This window comes from Actinoallomurus sp. CA-150999, assembly GCF_050942425.1.
In the GTDB taxonomy this organism is placed as follows: Bacteria; Actinomycetota; Actinomycetes; order Streptosporangiales; family Streptosporangiaceae; genus Actinoallomurus.
In genome coordinates this window covers 11653134-11676640 of the sequence record NZ_CP192063.1, presented here as the reverse complement: position 1 = coordinate 11676640, position 23507 = coordinate 11653134, and the positions used below count along the sequence as shown (strand labels likewise).

Sequence of the window (23507 nt, the reverse complement as noted above, 5' to 3'; positions counted from 1 at the left end):
CAACGTGAGCGAAGCTGCTCTGCCCATTGGCTCACTCGCTGCGCTCGCTCGCAGTGCCTCCTTCGTCGGCAACGTGAGCGAAGCTGCTCTGCTCATCGGCTCGTTCACAGCTCGCCCACCGCGTACCGGCCGCTTTCGGGCCGCCGGGCGATCAGGCGGCGCAGCGCGGGGACGGCCACGTCCTCCGGAAGGGGAGCGGCGTCCGCGTCCTCTCCGGCGTCGGCCAGCATCCGCGTGCGCATCTCGCCCGGGTCGACCGACCAGACGGCGACGTCGGGCTCCTCGGCGGCGAGCACGTTGGAGAGCTGGTCGAGGGCGGCCTTGGTCGCGCCGTACCCGCCCCACCCCTCGTACGGCTCGCGGGCGGCGTCCGAGGAGATGTTGACGATCGCGCCGCGGCGCTCGCGGAGGGCCGGCAGCAGTCCCTGGATGAGGCCCAGCGGCCCGAGGACGTTGACGGCGAACGCCCGCTCCAACTCGGGCAGCGGGTACCCGGCCAGCCGGGGCAGCGGCGTGGCGCCGAGGGTGCTCGCGTTGTTGACGAGGAGGTCGAGCCCGTCCGACGCGTGGACGAGCGCCTCTCGGTGGGCCGGGTCGGCGATGTCGCCGGCGACGGCGGTGGCGTCCAGGTCGGCGGCGATCTTCTCCAGGTCGGGGGCTCCCCGCGCGTCGAGGACCAGGGTCCAGCCGTCCTGGGCGAGCGAGCGGGCCAGGGCCAGGCCGAGCCCGCGGGACGCTCCGGTGATCAGTGCCTTCATGCCTCCGACGTTAGGCAGGGGGCCGTGCGGCCGACATCGGTCGCGGGACCGGGCCCGTCCGGGCGGATGGTCGTAGGACTCTCGGGCACACTCGACATATGAAGTACGCGATCCGGCGGCCGTGGGGCGTGCCCACACGGGTGATGCTGCTGCTCATGGGGGTCGTCGGTCTCGCCGCGCTGCGGATTCCGCGCCCGCCGACGCTGTGTCTGCTGCGCCAGGCGACGGGCGTCCCGTGCCCGCTGTGCGGGTTCACCACGGCGGCGGTCCACCTCGGTCACGCCGACGTGGTGGGAGCCCTCGGCGCGTCGCCACTGGCGGTCGCAACGTGTGTGGCGTTCGTTCTCGTGCCGGTCACCCGGCGTTCCCGGTTGATGACTCGCTGGCGTGACATGTCGCACAGAACGCGACAAATAGCGCCCGTTGTCACTATCGTCACGATCCTGATCGTTTCGGAAGGCTGGCAGCTCGCCCGCTTCGGCATCATCTGACAGGAGGAACCGTGGGATACCCGCCTCAGGACCAGCCCCCCGGTTACGGCGGCTACCCGCCTCAGGGACCGCCCCAAGGACCGCCCCCCGGCTACGGCGGCGGATACGGACAACCCGCCCCGCAGCCGCAGTCCAGCACTCCTCAGGTGCTGTCGATCATCGGCATCATCTGCTGGTTCTGCTGCTCGCCCGCCGCGATCGTGCTCGGGATCGTCGCCCAGAACCAGTTCCGCGCCCAGGGGCGGCCGGACACCATCGCCAGGGTGGCCTGGATCGGCGGCATCGTCGCGCTGATCCTGGGAGTCATCGGCACCGCCGTCCGGCTGCAGAACGGCGGCTGACCGCCGCCGCCGGGTTTCCCGACCGGATGAGCGGGGCCCCGGCGGCGGTACGGTCGGAGCCGTGGAAACGGATCGGGACGCCACACTGCACGCCGTCAGTACGGCGGTGCTCGCGGTCACGCGGCACCTGTCCGTGCACGAGGTGCTGCAGGTGATCGTCCGGGCCGCCGCACAGCTCCTCGACGCCCGGTACGCCGCCCTCGGCGTGCCCGACGACGAGGGGTCGTTCGCCGAGTTCGTCGTGGAAGGCGTCTCGGACGAGCAGTGGAAGCGGATCGGCCCGCTGCCCCGGCAGCACGGGCTGCTCGCCCTGATGCTCCGCGACGACCGGGTGCAGCGGCTGGTGGACGTGCGCCGGGATCCGGCGTTCGAGGGCTGGCCGACCGCGCATCCGGTCCTCAAGGACTTCCTCGGTGTCCCGATCAAGGACGGCACCGAGACCCTCGGCATCATCTTCCTCGCCAACCGCCGCACGCCGGGCGGCTTCACGGTCGCCGACGAGGAGCTCCTCACACTGTTCGCGGCGCACGCGGCGATCGCGATGACGAACGCCCGGCTGTACGAGCGCAACCGCGAGCTGACGGTCATCGAGGAACGCGCCCGGCTGGCGCGCGAACTGCACGACGCGGTGGCGCAGAAGCTCTTCTCGCTCCGCCTGACGGCCGCCGCCGCGCTGTCCGCATCGGACCCCCGGGCCGAGCTCGAACGCGTCCAGGCCCTCGCCAAGGAGGCCCTGGCCGAGCTCCGCGAGGTCATCTTCGAGCTCCGCCCGGCCGAGCTGGCGGGCGACGGGCTCGCCGAGTCGCTGCGCAAGCACGTCCGCGTCCTCGACCGCGCCTGGGGCGCCGGACGCGGACGGCGGCCTCGCGTACGGTTCGAGGGCGAGGACGTCGCACTGCCCTCCGACGTCGAGGCGGTCGTCTACCGCGTCGCCCAGGAGGCGGTGTACAACGCCCTCCGCCACGGCGACCCCTCGGAGGTGACGGTGCGGCTCACACCCGGCGTGCTGGAGGTCTGCGACGACGGCGCCGGATTCGACGTCGGGACCGACTCCCGCGACGGTCTCGGGCTCGCCTCCATGCGCGACCGCGCCGAGTCGGTGGGCGGGACCCTGACCATCGAGTCCTCGGCCGCCGGCACCGTCGTACGCCTGGAGGTGCCCGCGTGACCGGTGCCCGCGTGTCCGCCGTGCTCGGGATGCTGATCGCCGGCGGCTGTCCGGTCGTACGCCTGGAGGTGCCTGCGTGATCGGGGTGTTGGTCGCCGGCGGCTGTCCGGTCGTACGCCTGGAGGTGCCCGCGTGATCCGAGTGCTGATCGCCGACGACCATCCGGTCGTCCGTCAGGGCCTGCGGACGTTCCTCGGCGTGCAGGAGGACGTCGAGGTCGTGGGCGAGGCGGCCGACGGCGCGGAGGTCGTCTCACGCGCCGAGGCGCTGCGGCCCGACGTGATCCTCCTCGACCTCAAGATGCCGGGCGTCGACGGCCTGACCGCGCTGCGGGAGCTTCGTGGGCGGGGCGTCGACGCGCGGGTCATCGTCCTGACGAGCGTGGGCGAGCGGGAGCAGGTCCTGCCGGTCGTTCGCGCCGGCGCGTCCGGATATCTCTACAAGGACGTCGACCCGCAGGCCCTCGTGCAGGCGATCCGCGCCGTGCATGATGGGCACATGCTGTTCGCGCCGGAGGCTACGGAGGCGATGCTCGCGCCCGCGCCGGTCGATCGGGGCTCCGGGGTGCTGACCGAACGCGAACGCGAGGTCCTCGTCCAGATCGCCCAGGGCCGGTCGAACCGCGAGATCGCCCGTGCGCTCGTCGTCTCGGAGAAGACCGTCAAGACGCACGTGTCCAACATTCTGCTGAAGCTGGGGCTGCAGGATCGCACCCAAGCGGCCCTGTACGCGGTGCGTCACGGCCTCGCCGATCGGTGACTCGCGAGTATTCGCGTGAGATCGAGGAGGCGTAAGACGCGCGGGTCGAATATCTTGATGAACCTCAGTAGTCGGCTGAGTGAACCGCATCGCCGAGGACGTCATCGGAATTCACATGAGAGTCGCCATTCGCTACGCCGCGGGATCGAACGTAGGTCGCGCTCGCGAGAACAACGAGGATTCGGCGTATGCGGGCCCATGGCTGCTCGCAGTCGCCGACGGCATGGGGGGACACGTCGGCGGGGAGATCGCAAGCTCCCTCACCGTCCAGACCCTCGCGCCGATCGACGCCGAGGTCCCCCAGGACACCCTGGTGGAGACCCTCGAACGCGCCGTCCTGTCCGCCAACCAGGCGATCGCCCAGCGCGTCGAACAGGAACCGGCCCTGCAGTCGATGGGCACGACCTGCACGGCCATGCTCTGGTCGGGCACGCACCTGGCCCTCGCACACATCGGGGACTCCCGTGCGTACATGCTGCGCGAGAGCATCCTCTACCAGATCACCGAGGACCACACGCTGGAGAAGATGCTCACCGGCGAGGACGGGGCAGCGCCACACCTGGCGAACCGCCTCGTCCGGGTCCTCGACGGCAAACCGGACCGCAAGCCGGACCTGTCGCTGCGCGAGGCCCTGCCGGGCGATCGCTACCTGTTGTGCTCCGACGGGTTGAGCGGTCCGGTGGACGCCGAGACGATGCATCAGGTCCTGACCACCCAGCAGGATCCGGAGGGCGCCGTTCAAACGCTCATCGATCTGGCCAATCAGGGTGGCGGACCGGACAACATCACTGTCATCGTGGTGGACGTCATCACGGAGGGCGTGGAGGCACGGCCCCCGGTCGTCGTGGGCGCCGCCGAGCGCTGACGCCGACCTGGTCGCCAATGTCTCTGTGCGGTCACGTTCTGAGCTCTGAGGGCTCTTCGACTTGACCGTTGCCTGCCTTACTGCGATATAGGGTCCACAGGGCGTATAACGGCACCGGGTTGGAGGGGCGACTTTGGATGTCGCACGGGGGACGAGGGTCACCCCTGGTGCGCCGACCGTGCCGGCGCGTATGGTCGGCCGTCTCACCTCCGCCGCAGGCGACGGTGTACGGGGCGTGGCGATTCGCGTGGGCGGCATGGCCGTCGTCGCGGTTCTGGCGGCGTTTGTGCATCGTGCCCACGATCCCGGCATACTGTGTCCGCTTCGGGCTCTTACCGGAGTCCCCTGTCCTCTATGTGGCGGAACGACCGTCTTCATGGAGCTGGGGGCCGCCCATCCGGCCAGGGCCGCCCTCGCGAACCCCTTCGCCCTCGCGGGGGCGATCGGTGTGGCAACGGCGCCGCTGGGGTTCGGGCGCCGATGGTGGGCGATCTCACCACGTACCCGCGCATGGATGCTCGGCGTCGTGGTGGCCCTGTCCTGGCTATGGCAGCTTGCCCGGTTCGGGCTCCTGCAGTGGTGAATTTCATATCTCGTCACGGCGATCGCGGGCCCGGCTTGGCAGACGGGCGTCATTCGATGAAGGAGTAACAGCGTGAGCACCCCCTACGACCCGTACGGCCAGGGTCAGCAGCAGCCCGGGTACGGCCAGCAGCAGCCGGGTTACGGGCAGCAGCAGCCGGGCTATGGGCAGCAGCAGCCCGGGTACGGGCAGCAGCAGCCGGGTTACGGCCAGCAGCAGCAGCCGGGTTACGGTCAGCAGCAGCAGCCGGGTTACGGTCAGCAGCAGCCCGGATATGGCCAGCAGCAGCAGCCGGGCTATGGCCAGCAGCAGCCCGGGTACGGGCAGCAGCAGCCGGGCTACGGTCAGCAGCAGCAGCCGGGTTACGGCCAGCAGGACTACGGGCAGCAGCAGGGATACGGCCAGCAGCCCGCCGCGTACGGCCAGCAGTACCCGCAGCAGGGCTACGGCACCGGCTACAACCAGGGCCAGTACGCCAGCTGGTTCTCGCGGGTCGGCGGGTACATCGTCGACGGCCTGATCGTCGGCGTGCCCTACGGCCTCTTCTACGGCATCGGCGGGGCGATCGGCGGAGGCGGCGGCGCCGCGCTCATCTTCCTGGGCCTGCTGGTCGGCTTCGGCCTCAGCCTGTGGCTGTGCTACCAGGAGGGCACGACCGGTCAGACGCCCGGCAAGAAGGTCGTCGGCATCAAGCTCATCAGCGAGAGCACGGGTCAGCCCATCGGCTTCGGCATGGCGTTCGTGCGCAAGCTCGCGCACTTCCTCGACGGCCTCGCCTGCTACATCGGCTTCCTCTGGCCGCTGTGGGACGACAAGAGCCAGACGTTCGCCGACAAGGTCTGCACCACCATCGTCGTCCAGGCCTGACACCGGAGGCCACACGACAGACGCCTCGGCGACCGCTAAAGCGATCGCCGGGGCGTTTCGCGTCCGGGCGGCGCCGTGGGATCAGCGGACGGATCTCAGCGCGCCGTCGCAGGCCTCGTACGCCGTGCCGATCGGCATCGGCCGACTCGGCGGGCGCGGAGTCCGGGTTCGGGACATCGCAGGCGCCCTTGCGCGCGGCCGGACCGTTCGGCGTCGGCCGAGCCGGGCGGGCGCGGAGTCAGCGGACGGGGTCCAGGACGCTGTTGCAGGCGGCGACCCGGGCTCGCCGCACCGCGCGGTCGAGCGTGCGCAGCGCCTCCGCGCGGCGCTGGACGTGTACGGCGGACAGCCCCACGCTCTCGGTGGAACGTGCCAGGTCCACCACCACGGCCAGCCGGCTCGCGAGCGCCGCGACCCGGTGCGCGCGTGCGGCGTACCCCGGCGCCAGGCCGCCGACCTGCTCGTGGCGGTGCGACTCGCGCAGGGCGCTGAGCGCCTCGGCGATCTCCGGTCGCCACTCCTGGCCGCCGTCCACGGACAGCAGCGCCTCGGTGGCATCCCGGACGGCCATCGTCAGCTGATGATCGGCGTCGGGCAGCGACGGTGTGTCCGGGGTGCCGTGGCGCGTCTCGTGCACCTCCCAGCGGGTGCCGACGTACGACGAACCCCGGCGGTCCTCCGCCGGGATCAGCCCGAGCGACCGGTCGCCGACCGTGGCGAGCACGGCCTCTCCCGTGTCGATGGCCGCCGCGTTGAAGTCCGGCGGACCGGTCAGCCCGAGCGGGTCGCCAGGGGCGGGCAGCGCGAGGCGCAGCGCGGCGAGCCCCGCCACGCGGAACGCGCCGAGACCCCGCCGCAACGGGAGCTCGCCGTTCTCCCCGGGTACGCCGACGACCACGTGCGGACCGCCCTGGCGCTCAACGGCGTCGGCGGCCTCGTCGAGCCCCACGTGGCCGGTCAGCCAGGCGTTGCCCCAGGCGACAAGCCCGGTGGAAGGGTGAGTGAGGCGCATGCCGACCACCATAAGCCGTCCATAATGCCGTAGGTTCGTTCCGAGACCCGGAGAGCGCCTGGCGGCATCCCGCCGGACGCTCCGCGCGCTAGGGGAAGGATGCGATGGCCGGCGAGGTACTCCGTCTCAAGGGCGTCGAGGTCCGGCGCGAAGGCGCGTCGCTGCTGCGCGACGTCGACTGGACGGTCGCAGAAGACGAGCGATGGGTCATCGTCGGCCCGAACGGTGCCGGCAAGACGACGCTGCTGCAGGTCGCGGCCGCCATGCTGTTCCCCACCGAGGGCAGTGTCGAGCTACTGGGCGAGACCCTCGGCAAGACCGACGTCTTCGAGCTCCGGCCCCGCATCGGCCTGTCCAGCGCGGCGGTCGCCGACAAGATCCCGGCCGACGAGAAGGTCATCGACATCGTCCTGACGGCGTCGTACGCCATCATCGGCCGGTGGAAAGAGGAGTACGACTCGACGGACGTCACGCGCGCCGTCGAGCTCCTCGACGCGCTCGGCTGCGCGCACCTGATCCGCCGCCGGTTCTCCACTCTGTCCGAAGGTGAGCGCAAGCGGGTGTCGATCGCCCGCGCCCTGATGCCCGACCCCGAGCTGCTCCTCCTGGACGAACCGGCAGCCGGCCTCGACCTCGGCGGCCGCGAGGACCTCGTCGCCCGCCTCACGGCCCTGGCCACCGACCGTCTCGCGCCGACGATGGGCCTCGTCACCCACCACGTCGAGGAGGTGCCCGAGGGGTTCACCCACGCGATGCTGCTGCGACGTGGCTCGGTGGTCGGCACGGGCAAGGTCGACGAGGTGTTCACCGACGAGCTGCTGTCCGAGTGCTTCGGCCTGCCCTTGACCGTCGAGCGCCAGGACGGTCGCTGGCACGCCCGCGCCCTCGCCCCGCGCGCCTGAACGGAGAAGGTCCTTCGATCGCGTGACCACTTGATTACTGTCGGCGTCTGATGCACAATGGTCGCAGCCTCGGGCACTAGCCCAAGGAAGTGAGCCCGACTCCTGTCCGGACGGTCAGCAGTCGGGTTTCGCGCTTTAGTGACCTTGCCGCGGGCAGTAGCCCGTGGAAGTGAGCCTGGCTCTTCTCCGGACGGTGATGGGTCGGGTTTCGCGTTTCAGGACACCTGACCGACGTTCCTCGTGTGTTCGATGATCGGCTGGACCCGGCGTCGCCAGTCGCCGCCTGCGCCATAGGCCCAGGCGAGCGCGTCTGGCAGCCACAGCCCGGGCTCCTCGTGCGGCCGCAAATGAGCGTAGCCGAGGTGCTCGGAAGCCTTGCGAAGCGTCTGAGCAATGCAACTTCGATCGAAATGGTCCATGGTCTCCCGGCTTTCGATGACCAGGCGGCCGGCCTGGCGGTCGACAAGGTCGAACACGAGTGCCGCCAGGCACTCACGCCGCACTGGCAGTTCTTTGCCGGAGCCCTCGTAGATGAGTGCCTGCACGGCGCCACAGCGAGCGATCACGTCGAGGATCTGCCGTTGTCGCGGTGTCGACTCGTGTTTGAAGTGCCAGCGTCGCTGGCCGGGGAGGCAGAGGCCGCGTAGGAGCCGTCGCACCTCGTCCAGGCGTGAGGTGTCCACGGTCGCCGCGCACAGGATGTATCGGTCGCGGCGCGCGGATTCGTCGACGAAGGCATGGATGGCCACCCGGCGAATCGTATTCGTGTTCGATCGAATACACGCTGTGATCGGCGTATTTGGTGACAGCTTGGTGTCGGTCCGGTTGGGGGGTTGGGGCGGCGGGTATCAATCGAATATGCGTTCGAAAGGGGTGCGGTGTGAAGGGTGACCGGGTTGAGATCGTGATCGATGCCGGAGGGGCGACCCGCACCTATGAGGTCGTGGCGACGCGCGCGGGTCGCCGGGTCGAGGTCGTCACGCGCCGGGGTGTCGTCGAGGTCGTCGAGGTCACCCGCACCGGCACGCCCGTACGGACCGCTCGATTCATGGCGAGTCGCATTCTCGCGCTGGTCGAGCACCCGGTGAACGATCGGGGAGACGCGCGGGCCGAAGCCGAGGACGACGAGTAACCACCATTCCTAGCGGGCGGGGCGTACCTGGATCATGCCGTTGTCGCCGACCCGCGTCTCGAAGGCGGGCTGGCGGCCGGTGGCGGGGCCGTGGACGACCGTGCCGTCGCTGACCCGGAACGTGCTGCCGTGCCAGGGGCAGACGACGCAGGTCTCCTCGTCGATCTCGACCATGCGTCCCTGGTGCAGCGGCCCGTCGAGGTGGGAGCAGCGGTCGGCGAGGACGTAGACCTCATCGCCCTCGCGCAGGACGAACAGGCTGATGTAGCCGAGGTTCCGGTGGACCGGCCAGCCGTCGGGCAGCTCCTCCACCGGGCACAGGTCGTGCCAGCCCAGTGGACCGAGGTGAGTGATCGACTCGGCGTGGCTCGGCCCGGCCGACTGCCGGAAGGCCAGGTGCCCGCCGAGGTACGCGCCGGCGACCAGCGCGGTGAGACCGGCGAAGGACAGCGCCTTTCCGGTGCCGAAATAGCCGCGCCTGCGGGCGATGAGCGAGGCGGTGTAGAACGTTCCCGCGGTGATGTTGCCGACCGCGTGGACGAGGCCGACGCGCTGCTGCTCACTGTGCAGGGCCGACCAGTCCGCGATCCCGGTGAGCGCGGTCGGCACCGAAGCCGCCAACCCGGTCGCCACGAGCACCTCGGCCGCCCGATCGGTCCCCGGGAGCAGGTCGAGCACGGCGACCGACATGAAGCAGCCGATCGGAATGTCGGTCAACGGTGGATGGGCGGGATGGCCCACCGGTACTCCGTGCAGCAGGTCCTTGACGGGCCCTGGGGGCAGCAACCGCCGTACGACCTTGGTGATGAACCGGGCGGACCCGTCGAGGGCGTTGGCGTGTTCGAGGTCCTCGGCGACCTTCAAGGGACGGGGCCGCACCAGCGACCGGGAGATCCTGCTCACCCGTTGATGGTTCACCGCACCTCCTCGGCTGGCTTCGCTTTTCGGACACTAGTCTGCCGTGCTTACGTCCCCGGCACTCAGGGTCCTACCCGTAACGATTTTCCCCGGCACGTCCTCGGGCATGGCGCGATTCCGCGAAGTATCGCCCGTTCGGGCGGCGGCAATCGGCGCGTGCGGAGTTACCGTGGATTCAGGGCCGTGCGTCCTTGAAGGAGTCGCGATGCCGGCGTGGGTGGTCTGGCTGGTCGTGGCCGCAGTTCTCGGAATCGCCGAGGTGACCACGCTGACGTTCGCGCTCGGCCTGATGGCGATCGGCGCGCTCGTCGCCGCCGTGACCGCGTCGGCCGGGCTTCCCGTGGTGGTCCAGGTGCTCGCGTTCGGCGCGACCTCGGCCGCCGGCCTGGCCGCCGTACGCCCGATCGCCGTCCGGCACATCCGGCAGCCGCCGCTGCTCCGCAGCGGCACCGCGGCGCTCGTCGGCCGTGAGGCGCTGGCCCTCACCGAGGTCTCCCGTTACAAGGGCCGGGTGCGCATCGGCGGTGAGGAGTGGAGCGCGCGCCCGTACGACCCCGGAGTCGTCATTCCTGAGGGGGCGGCCGTCGACGTCCTCGCCATCGAAGGCGTCACCGCCCTCGTTCATCCCCGGGAGGACCCATGGCCGATCTCGCCCTAGCGGTCATCATCGCGCTGGTCATCGGACTGCTCTTGGTGGCGACCGTGGTGGTGCGGACCGTTTGGATCGTGCCCCAGGCCCGTGCGCGGAACGTCGAGCGCTTCGGGCGCTACCGCAAGACCCTGCAGCCGGGCCTGAACGTCATCGTGCCGTTCGTCGACCGGGTCAAGCCGCTGATCGACCTGCGCGAGCAGGTGGTGGCGTTCCAGGGGCAGCCGGTCATCACCGAGGACAACGTCGTCGTGCACATCGACACGGTGCTGTTCTTCCAGGTCACCGATCCGCGGGCGGCCGACTACGAGATCGTCGACTACATCAAGGCGATCGAGCAGCTGACCGCGACGCAGCTGCGGAACGTCATCGGCACGCTGGACCTGGAGGCGACGCTGTCGTCCCGCGACCGGATCAACACGGCGCTGCGCGGCGTGCTGGACGACGCCTCGGGCAAGTGGGGCATCCGCGTGACGCGCGTGGAGATCAAGGCGATCGAGCCGCCGCAGTCCATCAAGGACGCGATGGAGAAGCAGATGCGGGCGGAGCGGGAGAAGCGCGCCACCATCCTGCAGGCCGAAGGCGTACGCCAGTCCCGGATCCTGACCGCCGAAGGGGAGAAACAGGGCGCGATCCTGCAGGCGGAAGGCGCGCGGCAGGCGGCGATCCTCAAGGCCGAAGGTGAGGCCAAGGCCATCGAGCAGGTCTTCACCTCGATCCATGAGAACGATCCCGACCCGAAGCTGCTCGCCTACCAGTACCTGCAGACGCTGCCGAAACTCGCCGCCGGCGAGGGCAACACCTTCTGGGTCATCCCGGGCGAGATGACGTCCGCGCTGCGGGCGGTGAGCGCGGCGTTCGGAGGCCAGACCGAGGAGGCCGAACGGGGGCACAGCCGGCCGGCGGTGAAGAAGGAGCCCGCCACTCCGGTGCCGGAGCCTCGCCCGGGCGCCGTCGAAGGCCCGGATGAGCAGGCCGCGCTGCGGGAGCACACACCGCCGTTCGAACTCGCCCCCGGCCGCGTGAACGCCGCCACGGACGATCCTCTTCGGGCGCCGTAAACAAGCCGTAAACGCCCTCCCGCATGGTGGGACCACACCGAGAACGACGGGAGGGCGGACACGATGCGACTGGCCGTCATCATCGCGAGCACCCGCAACGGCCGGTTCGGGCCCACGGTGGCCGAGTGGTTCACCGCCCGTGCCCGCCGCCGCGGAGACCTCGAGGTGGATCTCGTCGATCTGGCCGAGATCCACCTGCCCTCGACTCTCCGCGACCACGACGAGGCGGCACCGCCGCGGGTGGTGGAGTTCGGCGTGCGCATGGCCGCGGCCGACGCGTTCGTCGTCGTCACGCCGGAGTACAACCAGAGCTTCCCCGCCCCGCTCAAGACCGCCATCGACTGGCTGTACGAGGAGTGGCACACCAAGCCGGTGGGGTTCGTCTCGTACGGCCGGGAGTCCGGCGGCCTGCACGCCGTGGCTCAGCTGCGGCAGATCTTCACCGAGCTGCACGCGGTGCCGATCGCGACGGCGATCAGCCTTCCGTGCTACTGGGACCTGTTCGCCGCGGACGGCACCTGGCCGAAGGCCACCGCCTCCTGCAACACCGCCGTCAGGCCCCTGCTCGACCAGCTCGTCTGGTGGGCCCGTGCCCTGCGCGACGCCCGCACCGCCCGGCCCTACCCGGTCTGACGCCCCTTACTCGGCCAGCGCCCGCGCGAAGGCCTCGTGGACGTCGGCGGTGAACAGCACGAACCGCGCCTCCTCCACCCGGCTCGGCGTCGCCCGTACGGTGCCGATCGCGACACGGGCCGCGTCGTCCAGCGGCCAGCCGTAGATCCCGGCGGACACGGCGGGGAAGGCGACGGTCGCGGCGCCGAGCTCGTCGGCGACGCGCAGCGACTCCCGGTAGCACGAGGCGAGCAGCTCGGACCGGTCCTCGGATCGGGAGTACACCGGGCCGACCGTGTGGATCACCCAGCGTGCGGGCAGCCGCCCCGCCGTCGTGGCCACCGCCTGCCCCGTCGGCAGGCCCTTGCCGTACTGGGAGGCCCGAAGATCGCGGCAGGCCGCGAGGATCTCCGGCCCGCCACGGCGGTGGATCGCGCCGTCCACGCCGCCCCCGCCGAGAAGCGAGGAGTTCGCGGCGTTGACGATCGCGTCGACCTCCTGCTCGGTGATGTCCCCTTGAACCAGCGTGATGGACGTCATCCGACCATCCAACCGCCTCCGGCGATCACTCGGCCAGCCCGCACACGGCATCGAAATCCTGCTCGATACCAATATTGATGTTGGCGGCCATATTACGAGCTTCTGGGGTTTTGTGTCGATTGGCGGGTGATACTGGCTAAGTGACGCCCTGAAATGTGATCTTAAAAGGGCGTAATGGGCAATAATTGCGCATCTCAAGGTAGGTAGGTGACTTAACGTGCTCAGAAAGGCGATTGCCGTCTGCGGCGTGGTAACCGCCGCCACTGCGGGTTCCTTGGGCATGGCGTCGTCCGCGTCCGCCCAGCAGTATCCGCCGGTCGGCTACTATCCGACGCAGCTCACGCCCGGGGTCTCGGTCTCGTTGGTGCCCGAGACGGCGACCTACACGCCCCAGCTCTCGCCGGTCGTGACGACGGGCCCGGTTCTCTCGCCGCCGCTCGTGACGACGGGCTACCCGCTGTACCCGTCGGGCGTGACCACGGGGTATCCGCTGTATCCGTCGGGCGTGACGACGGGGTATCCGCTGTATCCGTCGGGCGTGACGACGGGGTATCCGCTGTATCCGTCGGGCGTGACGACGGGGTTCCCGCTGCTCCCGCAGTCGTCGGGGACGACGATCATCATCCAGTCGCCGAGTGAACGGTCGGCGTCGCGGTCGCAGACCCAGACGCAGACGCAGTCCATGTCACGGACCGCCTCGTCGGGGTTGACCGGGCAGGTCTCGCTGGCCAGTTCGATGGACGAGTCCAGCCCGCAGCGGAACGAGTCGGAGGTCGGCTCTGAGCAGGGTTCATCGACGGCCGAGAACCCTACGGCGCAGGAGGTGCCCGAGTACTCCTCGGAGAGCGGCACGACGGGTCAGGGCTCTGAGGAGGGTTCGGGGGAAGCCTCTTCGACGGCGGAGAACCCCACGGTGCAGGAGGTGCCCGAGTACTCCCCGGAGGGCAGCATGACGGGTCAGGGCTCGGAGGAAGCCTCTTCGACGGCCGAGAACCCTACGGCGCAGGAGGTGCCCGAGTACTCCCCGGAGGGCAGCATGACGGGTCAGGGCTCCGAGGAGGGTTCTTCGACGGCCGAGAACCCCACGGTGCAGGAGGCGCCCGCGTCCTCGGAGAGTGGCACGACGAGCGAGGGCTCTGCCGAAGAGGGTCAGTAATCGATCGCGATACCGGCGTGTTCTCCGACGCCGGATAGGAGTGAGCCGGGCCACCCATTCGATCGGTGGCCCGGCGCCCTCTGTCCGTAGGTGAATCGTCAATTCTTGCAGTGGACGGCATGCATCCGTGAATAGGGAGCCGACGCTCCGCTGAGAAGAGGTTCCGGCAGCGACCGTACGGTGTGGTCGAGGAACGCGGCCAGGTATACGCCGGTGACCCGCAACCCCAGGCCGCCGTCGATGGGGCCCAGCCCGAGAAAGCGGCGCAGGGGCGCGGCCAGGTAGTAGGACGCGTAGTCGCTGAAGTTGAAGTGCCGGCTTCCCGCCAGTTCGTAGCACCAGGTCGCTCCGGTGCTCGCGGTCAGCAGCGTACGGGCGGTGGCGACGTCGGCGCGGCTCACGGCGTCGGTGGCCCGGCACACGCCGGTCACGCAGGACCCCGCACTGGCCACGATCATCATCGGCCGGTCGAGCCCCGTCCGTACGACCGGGCCGAACTGGGTGCCGTCCAGGTTCACGGCGCCCGCGCAGCGCGCGTCGAGCCGACATGCCTCCAGTGATGCCACCCCGCCGAAGGAGTGACCGATGTACGCCGGGTGCGCCGCGTCGATGTGTCCCGCGAACCGTTGCCCCAGCCCGGCGACCCGCCCTGCGGCGAAGCGCGCGTCGGCGGCCCAGATCGCGACGAGCCGGTCACCGGCCTGAGCGGCGGCGCCGATGTGGAGGTTCGCGACGTTGAGCGCGGGTGGATTCCCCGCCGTCGTGCTGTGCACGGCACGGCCGTGCAGCACGGTGAGGTTCGCGGTGTACGTCGGGGTGACGCCGGCGACGAGGTAGCCGTGGCTCGCCAGGTTCTCGGCCAGCGCGGTGTACTGCGGCGCGGCGAAGCCCAGTCCGGGCAGCAGGACGACGATCGGGAACCGGCCGGCCGCCACCGGCGCGTCGTCGTACGCGTGCACCCGGACGGCGTCGAAGCTCGTCTCGCCCAGCCCGGGCAGGCTCCCGAAGTGCAGGCCGTTCCACGCGCCGGGCAGGTACGCCGCGCGTCGCGCACCGGACGGTGCGGCCGGGTACCAGAGCCAAACCGAAAGCTCGCGCGGGGTGCCGGGACGCGGGGCCAGCGGGTCGGTGCGCGTCGGGTCGGTCCAGTCGAACGTCGTCCGGCCCACCGGGTACGCGCCGGTCGGAGCGGGCAGCGTGACCGGCCGAGTGTGCCGGATCGCGGCATAGCCGACGTACGCCCCGGCGGCGAGCACCACGGCGGACAGCACCGCCAGCGTCACCGCCAGGACCCGCCGTAGGATTCTCCGCCACCTCGGGCGTTGGCGCGTTGCAGGATGCCGTTCGCTCATGCCGGGCATAGTACACGTCGCGTAGTACGCAATGCGTAGTACAGTGGGATCTCGCAATGGAGGTGACGATGTCCACCCTTCTTCATACGCTCTACGCCCGCCGCCTGCGCCGGCAGGTCACGAACGGCCCACTCCCTGAGCACGTCGGCCTGATCATGGACGGCAACCGCCGCTGGGCCCGCCAGATGGGCCTGGAGAACCCGAGCCTCGGGCACAAGTACGGCGCCGAGCACGCCGAGAACGTCCTGTCCTGGTGCGAGGCAGTGGGGATCAAGCACGCCACCGTGTTCCTGTGCTCGACGGAGAACCTGCAGAACCGCGGTGACGCCGAGGTCGCCTTCCTCATGCAGGTCATCGAGCGGATGGTGGCCGACCGGCTCGGCCGCCCGGACGCCCGCTGGCGGGTCCACGTCGCGGGCATGCTCGACGCGCTGCCCGATACGACGGCCCGTGCGCTGAAGGACGCCGTGGAGGCCACCCGCGACTGCGCGACCGGCGCACACGTCACGCTGGCCGTCGGTTACGGCGGCCGGCAGGAGGTGATCGACGCCCTCCGTGAGCACCTGCACGAGCGAGGCGAGGCCGGCGAGTCCCTGGCCGACGTGGCACAGGCCCTGACGGTGGACGACATCGCCCGGCACCTCTACACGGCAGGACAGCCGGACCCGGACCTCATCATCCGCACCAGCGGCGAACAGCGGATGTCGAACTTCCTGCTCTGGCAGAGCGCCTACTCCGAGCTGTACTTCTGCGAGGCCAACTGGCCCGCGTTCCGTGAGATCGACTTTCTCCGGGCGCTGCGCAGCTTCGCCGCCAGACAGCGCCGCTACGGTGCCTGACACGTTGGTTCGATCTGGCCGAGCGGTCGGTACGGTGTCATGATCAGTCCATGGACGCGCCCTTAGTGAGATGGCGTACGGCGACCAGCACCCGGATCGTCGTGGGCCTGATCATCGTTGTCTTGGCCGTGTTCGAGGCCGGGGGCGTGGCGAATCTGGTCGACCAAGGTGTAACAGGGGCGATCGTCCCGCTGCTGCTGTTCCCTTTCTTCGCCGGATGGCTCTGGTGGATCGCCTTTCGGCCCTCGATCAGCCTCACGTCCACCGAGCTCGTGCTCCGCAACAAGCGCGGGACCGAGCGCGTCGACCTGCGGACGATCGAGTCGGTCATGCCGAGTTCCGAGGGGCTGGTCGTCTTCGTCGGCGGCCGGCCCGCGTACGTCGGGTGGGCGGTCCAGAAGTCGAATCTCGCCCTCTGGCTGGGCCGGCCGGGCCGTGCCGACGAGGTGGCGGAGCAGATCCGGCAGGCCGCGCTGGCCGTCGGCGCACCCGTACGGCCGGCGTTCGGACTGCCGGACGTGGCGCCGCCCGACTCATCCAGGTAGCGGTTTGTCATTTTCGGCGTGATCACCTGCTGGTGATTTGCGGACGGTCGCCTATCTCTCGGGAGGCGGAAGGGGGATAGTCCAGGTCCCCGCATCCGGAAGGTCCGGTGCCCCCACACTGGAGTGTCCGATGAGACCGGTTGTCAGAACCGCCCTCACGCTGCCGATCGCCGCCGCGGCCCTCACCCTCCTGGCGGGCACCGCGTCGGCCGTCGATCCACCGCCCGCCGGCTCGGTCCCCCCGGACCAGGACCCCTTCTACAGCGCCCCGGCCGACATCGGGTCCTACCGGCCGGGCCAGGTCGTCGACGACCGGAAGATCACCCCGAAGGCCGGTGACCTGGCCGACACGGTCGACGCCTGGCAGATCTCCTTCCGCACCGACGACTCGCACGAGCAGCCCGAGCTGGCGGTCACGACCCTGCTCGTCCCGAAGAAGGCCTGGACGGGCGGCGGCCCCCGCCCCGTCGTCTCGGTGCAGGCGGCCGAGGACTCCACCGGGACCCAGTGCGCGCCGTCGTACGGGATCTCGTCGGGCCAGGGGTACGCCGCGTCGTCCGCGTTGTTCGGCGGCTCCGTCCTCGACGAGGGCTGGGCCGTGGCGATGCCCGACTTCGAGGGACCGAAGTCGGTGTTCATGGGCGGCCCGCAGGCGGGGCACGCCGTGCTCGACGGCATCCGGGCGGTGAAGAACCTCGGCGTGGGCGGCGTCGGCGCGAGTAACCCGTGGGCGCTGAACGGCTACTCCGGCGGTGCCCAGGCGACCGGCTGGGCCGCCGAACTCCAGCCCTCCTACGCTCCGGACGTACGGCTCGCCGGTGTGGCCATGGGCGGCACCCCGGCCGACCCGGCCGCGGTGGCGCGGTCGCTGGACGGCGGGGCGTTCTCCGGCTTCGAGGCCGCCGCCACCGTGAGCCTGGCCGCGGAGTACCCCGAGGCCGGCATCGAGGACCTGGCCAACGCCCAGGGCAAAGAGGCCTTCCAGAAGGCGCGCGGCAAGTGCCTGACCGACCTGATCACCGGGTTCGCCTTCAAGAGGCTCGCGGACTACACGACCGTGCCCGACCCGCTGTCCGTGCCGTCCGTCGCCGCGATGCTCCAGAAGAACACGATGGGCGCGGCCGCCCCGGTGGCACCGGTCTACGACTACCACGCGAACACCGACGAGATCGTCCCTGTCGCCCAGGCCGACGCGGTCGCCAGGGCGTGGTGCGCCAAGGGCGCCACCGTGCAGGTCGTCCGGGATGCCGTCGGCGAGCACGCCCTGGAGGCCCTCGTCCGGGGAGGCGACGCCCTGTCCTATCTCGCCGACCGTTTCGCGGGCAGGACGCCCCCCGACACCTGCGCCTAGACTGCGAGGCGTACACGAGAACGCGGCCCGGCAGGTAGCCCGGGGCCCAGCGGATCGAGCAGCACCCGGTGCGGCGCGTCGAAGTCGAAGCTGTCGTGATAGCAGCCTTCGGCCGTGAGCATCACGTCGAGCCGACCCTTTGCCGACTACGCGGCTTTGGGTTCGGAGCGCGGCATCCAGCGGCGTGCCGCCCAGGCGACGATCGCCAGGACGAAGCCGTAGGCGGAGACCAGGCCGTGGCCGTTGTCCTGGGCGAACCACATCGCCAGCCCGAGCGCCGGGACGGCGATCGCCAGGGCCTGGTGCTTCCGGATCCTGGTGCGGGTCAGCAGGGCCAGGGCCAGGCTCGCCCCGAGGAAGTAGGTGGCGCCGGAGCTTCCGGCGAAGTTGCGGGGATCGGCGCTGGGGCCACTCCCCAGGCCGAGCAGGGCGTCGATGTGTTCCGGCAGGAGGATGCCGGCGAGGAAGAAGACGCCGGTCAGCCAGCCACCCCAGAGCCACTGGGCGAGCGCGGCGACGATGGCGAGAGTGGCGATGTTCCAGGCGGCGCCGCCGACGCCGCCGTTCTGCATGAAGACCGAGGTGAACACCCGCCACCAGCCGGCTTTGGCCGGGTCCTGGTCGAGTGCGGCCATGGCGCCCGACCAGCACAGCTGCAGGGTGACTCCGGCCAGGGCCAGTGCGGTCAGCCCGACGGCGACCCAGGGGATGGGGCGCCCGCGCAGGGTGTCACGCCCGACCGCCGCGAGACCGCTGTTGATCATCAGAATCATCAACGCGGCCGTGGTCGCGAAGAACAGCAGATTTCCCAAGGCCCGCACCTTTTCCAACAGTGTTCGAATCTGGTGGCAACGCTAGCACACGATTCAAACACTGTTCAAAAAACCGGTACGGTGGAGCGATGAAGCTCACCAAGGAGCGGATCGTCGACGCCGGCATGGCCACGTTCGCCGAGGTCGGATACCACGGCCTGTCCATGCGCCAAGTGGCGGAGCGACTCGGCGCGCACGCGGGCAGCCTGTACTACCACGTACGCAACAAGAACGACCTGCTCGCGATGATGGCCGACCGCGTCTGCGGGCAGGCCTACGACGCCGGTACCGCCGCCTTGGCCGCGCTCCCGCCCGAGTCCACCTGGCAGGACGAGATCGAAGTCCAGGCCACCGCGCTGCGCCGCGTCATCGAGCGGCACCCCGGCGGGGCCATCCTGCTGGCCGAGAGCCCCAAAACGCTCAGCCCCGGCGCTCTATCGATCATGGAACGCCTCCTGCGGACCCTCTCGGCGGCCGGCGTCCCCACCGAGCACCGCATCGTCGCCGCCGACACCCTTCTCAGCCACGTCACGGGGTTCGTTCTCCAGGAACAGGCCACGTTCGAGATCCCCGCCGTCACCGCGGAGACCTACGCCGACCTCGTCGAACGCTTCCCGCACGTCTTCGAGGAGGCACCTCGTCTGAGCCAGGACGAGAAGTTCCGGCGTAGCATCCACCTCCTGTGCGCGGCATTCAACGCCCTCATCAAGAGGTGAGCACGCCGACGCGGGCGTGAACTCGGGGCGGGGCTCGTGGAGAGATATGAGCGACCGATCCCCCGAGTGAAAGGGTCGCCCATGCCCGGACAGGCATGCCTGAGATGATCGCGGAATCCATGGCCCCGCCGGACTCCAAGATCATCTCGGCCTCTCGTGACGATCCGGACGCCTTCGCCGGGCTCTTCGACCGGTATTCCGCGATGCTCTACCGCTATGCCGTCAAACGTCTCGGACCGGAGGTCGCCGAAGACCTGGTCGGGGAGACGTTCCTTGTCGCGTTCCAGAAGCGGCATCGGTACGACCCCGGCCGTGCCGACGCCCGGCCGTGGCTGTTCGGCATCATCACGAAGCTGATCTCCCGGCATCACCGCCGGGAGAGCGCCCGATATCGGGCGTTGGAGCGCGCTCTACCCGAGCAAGCCGCCGAGGACCCGGTCGAGCGGGCGCTGGCCGATATCGCGGCGCGGAGCGTACGGCCCGAACTGACCAGCGCCCTGGCCGAATTGTCCCGTGGTGACCGCGACGTCCTGTTGCTGATCGCCTGGGCCGACCTGTCGTACGAGGAGACCGCGACCGCGCTCGGCATCCCGATCGGGACGGTGCGTTCGCGTCTCAACCGTGCCCGGCGCAAGGTACGCGCCGCGCTCGGCGGAACCGACCCCACGAAGGAGTGAATCGATGGATGAGATGGCGATGCTACGTGAACTCGGCGGCCGGCTCGATCGGGAACCCCCCGGAACGCTCGCCCGCCAGCGAAATCGTCTTTCCGCGGGTCCCGTACGCGGCCGCGCGGTATGGAGGTGGCGGGCGGCCGTCGCCGGCGGACTCGCGGTGACCCTCGCCGTCGGTTTCGCCCTTGCCCAGACCGTACGGTTCGGGTCCCGGGAGCCGTCCGCGTCGGCGGACGCGGCGGAGGTGCTCATCAAGGCGGCCGCGACCGCGGCCAAGGAGCCGGCGCCACGTCCGGACCAGTTCGTGTTCGTTCACTTCAAAGAGCGGCAGGACGGGGAAACGCGAGAAGGAACGGACTGGCTGTCGGCGGACGGGCGCCGCGTCGGGCTGCTTCGCCGAAATCCGCCGCTCGGCGGGCCGCCGGGCCGTAAGGGGTGGGGCCAGGAGTGGGCGTGCGAGGAGGGAAACCACCCGGCGACCGACCTTCGGCATCCGCCGTCCTGCAAGGCGACGTCGATGTACCGGAGCGATCTGCCCACCGACGCGGGTCGGATGCTCGCTTATCTCTACCAACAGGACGGGGGAGGTTCCAAGGATGACGCCGCATGGGAACAGGCCTCGGACCTGACAGGAGAGGCTCTCCCTCCCCGATCGCGGGCGGCCCTGCTCGAGGCGATGGCCCGGATCCCAGGGGCCACGGTCATCAAGAACGTGACCGACGACGCCGGGCGTCCGGGCGTCGGGGTGGCCTACGTGAGTGGGAACACCGCGCACCGGGAGCGGGAAATCTTGATCTTTGATCGGAGCACGTACGCGTTCCTGGGTGAGCGGAACGTGCTCGTGAAGAGCTTCAACGGTCGTCCACCGGGGACGGTCACCTTCTACAGCGTGTTGTTGCGCACGGCGTACGTCGACCGGGTCGGGCAGATGCCATGACGGAACGGGGCGGTCCCGGGCATCCGGGGCCGCCCCTTCGCGCGTCGGACGTCCGAACGCGGGTCCACCGGGACGTGCCGCGGCCTCAGAGTGCGGTGATGAGCTGCCGGATCTCGTCCTCGGTGGTGTAGTAGTGCACCGACGCGCGCACGCGGGGCGCCGGCTGCGCGCCCTCGTCGTACCGGTACGTCTGCTGGGAGACCCGCACGTTGATCCGCCGCTCGGCGAGCGACGCCACGATCTCGGCGGGCTCCCGGTCGCGGTGCGTGAACGTCACGATCCCCGACCGGTGCAGTCCCCGGTCCCGTACGGTGACGGCCGGGTTCTCGGCCAGGGCCGCCCGCAGCAGCGCGCCGAGCTCGAGCACGCGCTGCTCGATCGCCTCGACGCCGACCTCCAGGGCGTACTCCGCGGCGGCGCCGAGGCCGAGCTGCCCGGCGACCGAGCGTTCCCACGACTCGAACCGGCGCGCGTCGTCGCGCAGTTCGTACGAGTCCGGTCCCGTCCAGTCCGCGGCGCGCAGGTCGAGGAACGGCGGTTCGAGGCGGTTCAGCGCCGACCGGCGCACGTACAGGAAGCCGGTGCCGCGCGGGCCGCGCAGGAACTTGCGGCCCGTGGCCGACAGCAGGTCGCAGCCGATCTCCTCGACGTCCACGACGAGCTGGCCGACGGACTGGCAGGCGTCGAGGAGGTAGAGGGCTCCGGCGGCGCGGGTCAGGCGGCCGACCTCGGCGGCCGGGTTGATCAGTCCGTCGTGGGTGGGGGCGTGGTTGATCGCCACGAGACGTACGTCGTCGTCGAGCGCGTTCGCCAGGGCGTCGAGCGAGAGCTGGCCGTACTCGTCGTCCGGCACGACCTCGACCTTCACGCCGTGCCGACGCGCCGCGTGGAGGTACGCGATCGTGTTGCTGGAGTACTCGCTCGCGGTCGTGAGGATGCGGTCGCCCGTACGGAAGGGGATGCCGTAGAACGCCATGTCCCAGGCGCGGGTGGCGTTCTCGGCGTAGGCGATCTCGTCGGGGTGCGCGCCGATGAGGCGGGCCAGGGAGTCGTACGTGCCGGTGATCCGGGGAGCGACGGCGTCGGCCGCCTCGTACCCGCCGATGCGTGCCTCGAGGTTCAGGTGGTCGTGTAGTGCGTCGATCACGGCCCGTGGAGGCAGCGCCGCTCCGGCGTTGTTGAGGTGCACGACCTCCCCGCAGCCTGGGGTCTCCGCGCGAATGCCCGCGATGTCGAGCAAGATCACTCCATTATCCGTTAGGGACGAAACGTGTCATTCTTGTGACTTCCCTGGGGAGGGGGGCGTGATGCGGCGTGCGGTACTGGCGGCCGCCCTGGCCGGTCTGGCCGGTGTGGCGGCGGCCTGCGGTGGTGGTGGCGGTGACGCGAAGCGTCCGCCGCGCGCCTCCGCCCCGTCCGGCCAGACGGCGGGCGGCGCGGACGACGGACCGATCACGGTGGGGTTCGCCGGGGACGTCCACTTCAACGGGCCGCTCGCCAAGCGGCTGGCCGACCCGGCGACCGCCCTCGGGCCGATCATCTCCGAGCTGAAGCGCCCCGACCTCATGATGGTGAACCTGGAGACGGCCATCACCACGCGGGGGAAGAAGGCGCCGAAGCAGTTCACGTTCCGCGCCCCGGCGAGCGCGTTCGACGCGCTGCGGTCTGCCGGCATCGACGTGGTGACCATGGCCAACAACCACGCCATGGACTACGGAACGGTCGGCCTGCACGACTCCCTCGCCGCCATCAGGACGTCGCGGTTCCCCGTCGTCGGCATCGGCGCGAACGCCGCCCAGGCGTACCGGCCCTACTACGTGACGGTGAAGGGCAACCGGATCGCGGTGCTCGGCGCCACGCAGGTCCTGGACGACAACCTGGTCACGGCGTGGACGGCGACCCCGAAGAAGGGCGGCCTGGCCTCGGCGAAGAACGTCCCGCGCCTCGTCCAGGAGGTCCGCGCGGCGCGGAAGAAGGCCGACACCGTCATCGTCTACCTGCACTGGGGCAAGGAGCTGGATCCCTGCCCGCTGCCCCGCCAGAAGACGCTGGCACAAGCCCTCGTACGGGCGGGCGCCGACGTGGTCGTCGGCGGGCACGCGCACATCCCGCTCGGCGGCGGCTTCATGAAGGGCCGGTACGTCGACTATGGGTTCGGCAACTTCTTCTTCACCGCGCCGGACCGGAACGACCCCCACTCCGGCATCCTCGAGCTGACCCTCCGCAAGCGGAAGATCATGAAGGCCGAGTGGAAGCCGGCGTACATCACCAAGGGAGTGCCGCGGCTGCTCACCGGCACGGCGGCGACCCGCGATCATGCGAAGTGGGAGAAGCTGCGCCGCTGCACCGGCCTCATCGCCACGCCCTGACGGGGGCCTCGGTGCGGCACTGGCCTCATCGCCACGCCCTGACGGGGGCCTCGGTGCGGCACTGGCCTCATCGCCACGCCCTGACGGGGGCCTCGGTG

Annotated in this window: 28 protein-coding genes; 20 read left to right on the top strand and 8 right to left on the bottom strand. The window is 70.3% G+C overall.

The genetic code is table 11. The features are described 5' to 3' along the window. Positions 1–104 precede the first annotated feature (104 nt). The gene (locus tag ACQP2O_RS54040; RefSeq protein WP_433178439.1) at positions 105–758 is read right to left on the bottom strand and encodes an SDR family NAD(P)-dependent oxidoreductase; all 654 of its coding nucleotides are present in this window, start codon (positions 756–758) and stop codon (positions 105–107) included. A 98-nt stretch (positions 759–856) separates the two neighbouring features. Here ACQP2O_RS54040 and ACQP2O_RS54035 point away from each other — a divergent pair, with 98 nt between their 5' ends. From ACQP2O_RS54035 to ACQP2O_RS54005, 7 genes are all read left to right on the top strand, one after another. Next, positions 857–1249, top strand: coding sequence for a DUF2752 domain-containing protein (locus ACQP2O_RS54035; protein WP_433178437.1), 393 nt, complete (start codon positions 857–859; stop codon positions 1247–1249). 11 nt (positions 1250–1260) lie between these two features. Further along, complete coding sequence (locus tag ACQP2O_RS54030; RefSeq protein ID WP_360899979.1) at positions 1261–1590, top strand: DUF4190 domain-containing protein; 330 nt, start codon at positions 1261–1263, stop codon at positions 1588–1590. Between the two features lie 61 nt (positions 1591–1651). Continuing rightward, on the top strand, positions 1652–2758 hold the full coding sequence (locus ACQP2O_RS54025) for a GAF domain-containing sensor histidine kinase (protein ID WP_433178435.1): 1107 nt from the start codon (positions 1652–1654) through the stop codon (positions 2756–2758). A 132-nt stretch (positions 2759–2890) separates the two neighbouring features. Beyond that, on the top strand, positions 2891–3517 hold the full coding sequence (locus tag ACQP2O_RS54020; RefSeq protein ID WP_433178432.1) for a response regulator: 627 nt from the start codon (positions 2891–2893) through the stop codon (positions 3515–3517). A 115-nt stretch (positions 3518–3632) separates the two neighbouring features. Next, entirely contained in the window at positions 3633–4382 is a 750-nt protein-coding gene (locus ACQP2O_RS54015; protein ID WP_433178430.1) for a PP2C family protein-serine/threonine phosphatase, read from the top strand. 190 nt (positions 4383–4572) lie between these two features. After that, complete coding sequence (locus ACQP2O_RS54010; RefSeq protein WP_433178428.1) at positions 4573–4965, top strand: DUF2752 domain-containing protein; 393 nt, start codon at positions 4573–4575, stop codon at positions 4963–4965. Between the two features lie 72 nt (positions 4966–5037). After that, positions 5038–5832 (top strand): RDD family protein, encoded by a 795-nt coding sequence (locus tag ACQP2O_RS54005; protein WP_433178426.1) that lies wholly within the window; start codon positions 5038–5040, stop codon positions 5830–5832. Positions 5833–6070: 238 nt separating this feature from the next. On the opposite strand, the gene ACQP2O_RS54000 is transcribed toward ACQP2O_RS54005, so the two are convergent. Beyond that, entirely contained in the window at positions 6071–6844 is a 774-nt protein-coding gene (locus ACQP2O_RS54000; RefSeq protein WP_433178424.1) for a hypothetical protein, read from the bottom strand. 104 nt (positions 6845–6948) lie between these two features. Between ACQP2O_RS54000 and ACQP2O_RS53995 the strand changes: the two genes are divergently transcribed. Beyond that, positions 6949–7746, top strand: a complete 798-nt coding sequence (locus ACQP2O_RS53995; RefSeq protein WP_433178422.1) for an ABC transporter ATP-binding protein — start codon at positions 6949–6951, stop codon at positions 7744–7746. Between the two features lie 215 nt (positions 7747–7961). On the opposite strand, the gene ACQP2O_RS53990 is transcribed toward ACQP2O_RS53995, so the two are convergent. Further along, positions 7962–8495 carry a hypothetical protein gene (locus tag ACQP2O_RS53990; RefSeq protein WP_433178420.1) on the bottom strand — a complete coding sequence of 178 codons (534 nt, stop codon included), beginning with the start codon at positions 8493–8495 and terminating at the stop codon, positions 7962–7964. A 131-nt stretch (positions 8496–8626) separates the two neighbouring features. Here ACQP2O_RS53990 and ACQP2O_RS53985 point away from each other — a divergent pair, with 131 nt between their 5' ends. After that, positions 8627–8878, top strand: coding sequence for a hypothetical protein (locus ACQP2O_RS53985; RefSeq protein ID WP_433178418.1), 252 nt, complete (start codon positions 8627–8629; stop codon positions 8876–8878). Positions 8879–8887: 9 nt separating this feature from the next. Here the strand turns inward: ACQP2O_RS53985 and ACQP2O_RS53980 are convergent, their stop codons facing one another. Beyond that, entirely contained in the window at positions 8888–9796 is a 909-nt protein-coding gene (locus ACQP2O_RS53980) for a Rieske 2Fe-2S domain-containing protein (RefSeq protein WP_433178416.1), read from the bottom strand. Positions 9797–10001: 205 nt separating this feature from the next. Between ACQP2O_RS53980 and ACQP2O_RS53975 the strand changes: the two genes are divergently transcribed. The 3 genes from ACQP2O_RS53975 to ACQP2O_RS53965 all read left to right on the top strand — a co-directional run bounded on the left by ACQP2O_RS53975 (position 10002) and on the right by ACQP2O_RS53965 (position 12139). After that, on the top strand, positions 10002–10454 hold the full coding sequence (locus ACQP2O_RS53975; protein WP_433178414.1) for an NfeD family protein: 453 nt from the start codon (positions 10002–10004) through the stop codon (positions 10452–10454). Beyond that, positions 10436–11506, top strand: coding sequence for an SPFH domain-containing protein (locus ACQP2O_RS53970; RefSeq protein WP_433178411.1), 1071 nt, complete (start codon positions 10436–10438; stop codon positions 11504–11506). The genes ACQP2O_RS53975 and ACQP2O_RS53970 overlap by 19 nt, the downstream gene beginning before the upstream one ends. Before the next feature lie 63 nt (positions 11507–11569). Continuing rightward, on the top strand, positions 11570–12139 hold the full coding sequence (locus ACQP2O_RS53965; protein WP_433178409.1) for an NADPH-dependent FMN reductase: 570 nt from the start codon (positions 11570–11572) through the stop codon (positions 12137–12139). A 6-nt stretch (positions 12140–12145) separates the two neighbouring features. Here the strand turns inward: ACQP2O_RS53965 and ACQP2O_RS53960 are convergent, their stop codons facing one another. Beyond that, complete coding sequence (locus ACQP2O_RS53960) at positions 12146–12658, bottom strand: O-acetyl-ADP-ribose deacetylase (protein ID WP_433178407.1); 513 nt, start codon at positions 12656–12658, stop codon at positions 12146–12148. 217 nt (positions 12659–12875) lie between these two features. Between ACQP2O_RS53960 and ACQP2O_RS53955 the strand changes: the two genes are divergently transcribed. Continuing rightward, positions 12876–13814: a hypothetical protein gene (locus ACQP2O_RS53955; protein WP_433178405.1), complete on the top strand. Its 939-nt coding sequence runs from the start codon at positions 12876–12878 to the stop codon at positions 13812–13814. Between the two features lie 98 nt (positions 13815–13912). Here the strand turns inward: ACQP2O_RS53955 and ACQP2O_RS53950 are convergent, their stop codons facing one another. Next, the gene (locus ACQP2O_RS53950) at positions 13913–15166 is read right to left on the bottom strand and encodes a hypothetical protein (RefSeq protein WP_433178403.1); all 1254 of its coding nucleotides are present in this window, start codon (positions 15164–15166) and stop codon (positions 13913–13915) included. Between the two features lie 68 nt (positions 15167–15234). On the opposite strand from ACQP2O_RS53950, the gene uppS reads away from it, so the two are divergent. From uppS to ACQP2O_RS53935, 3 genes are all read left to right on the top strand, one after another. Beyond that, positions 15235–16005: a polyprenyl diphosphate synthase gene (gene uppS, locus ACQP2O_RS53945; protein ID WP_433178402.1), complete on the top strand. Its 771-nt coding sequence runs from the start codon at positions 15235–15237 to the stop codon at positions 16003–16005. Positions 16006–16055: 50 nt separating this feature from the next. Next, entirely contained in the window at positions 16056–16550 is a 495-nt protein-coding gene (locus tag ACQP2O_RS53940; protein ID WP_433178400.1) for a hypothetical protein, read from the top strand. A 130-nt stretch (positions 16551–16680) separates the two neighbouring features. Continuing rightward, positions 16681–17901 carry a lipase family protein gene (locus ACQP2O_RS53935; protein WP_433178398.1) on the top strand — a complete coding sequence of 407 codons (1221 nt, stop codon included), beginning with the start codon at positions 16681–16683 and terminating at the stop codon, positions 17899–17901. 146 nt (positions 17902–18047) lie between these two features. On the opposite strand, the gene ACQP2O_RS53930 is transcribed toward ACQP2O_RS53935, so the two are convergent. Next, positions 18048–18713, bottom strand: coding sequence for a hypothetical protein (locus ACQP2O_RS53930; protein WP_433178396.1), 666 nt, complete (start codon positions 18711–18713; stop codon positions 18048–18050). 89 nt (positions 18714–18802) lie between these two features. Here ACQP2O_RS53930 and ACQP2O_RS53925 point away from each other — a divergent pair, with 89 nt between their 5' ends. The 3 genes from ACQP2O_RS53925 (at position 18803) to ACQP2O_RS53915 (ending at position 21040) form a co-directional block, all read left to right on the top strand. Then, entirely contained in the window at positions 18803–19429 is a 627-nt protein-coding gene (locus ACQP2O_RS53925; protein ID WP_433178394.1) for a TetR/AcrR family transcriptional regulator, read from the top strand. A 95-nt stretch (positions 19430–19524) separates the two neighbouring features. Continuing rightward, on the top strand, positions 19525–20106 hold the full coding sequence (locus ACQP2O_RS53920) for an RNA polymerase sigma factor (RefSeq protein ID WP_433178391.1): 582 nt from the start codon (positions 19525–19527) through the stop codon (positions 20104–20106). 4 nt (positions 20107–20110) lie between these two features. Beyond that, the gene (locus tag ACQP2O_RS53915) at positions 20111–21040 is read left to right on the top strand and encodes a CU044_5270 family protein (protein ID WP_433178389.1); all 930 of its coding nucleotides are present in this window, start codon (positions 20111–20113) and stop codon (positions 21038–21040) included. An 85-nt stretch (positions 21041–21125) separates the two neighbouring features. Here ACQP2O_RS53915 and ACQP2O_RS53910 read toward each other — a convergent pair whose 3' ends face one another. Beyond that, entirely contained in the window at positions 21126–22286 is a 1161-nt protein-coding gene (locus tag ACQP2O_RS53910; RefSeq protein ID WP_433178387.1) for an aminotransferase class V-fold PLP-dependent enzyme, read from the bottom strand. 61 nt (positions 22287–22347) lie between these two features. Here ACQP2O_RS53910 and ACQP2O_RS53905 point away from each other — a divergent pair, with 61 nt between their 5' ends. Then, positions 22348–23409 (top strand): CapA family protein, encoded by a 1062-nt coding sequence (locus ACQP2O_RS53905; protein ID WP_433178385.1) that lies wholly within the window; start codon positions 22348–22350, stop codon positions 23407–23409. The last annotated feature ends 98 nt before the right edge of the window (positions 23410–23507 follow it).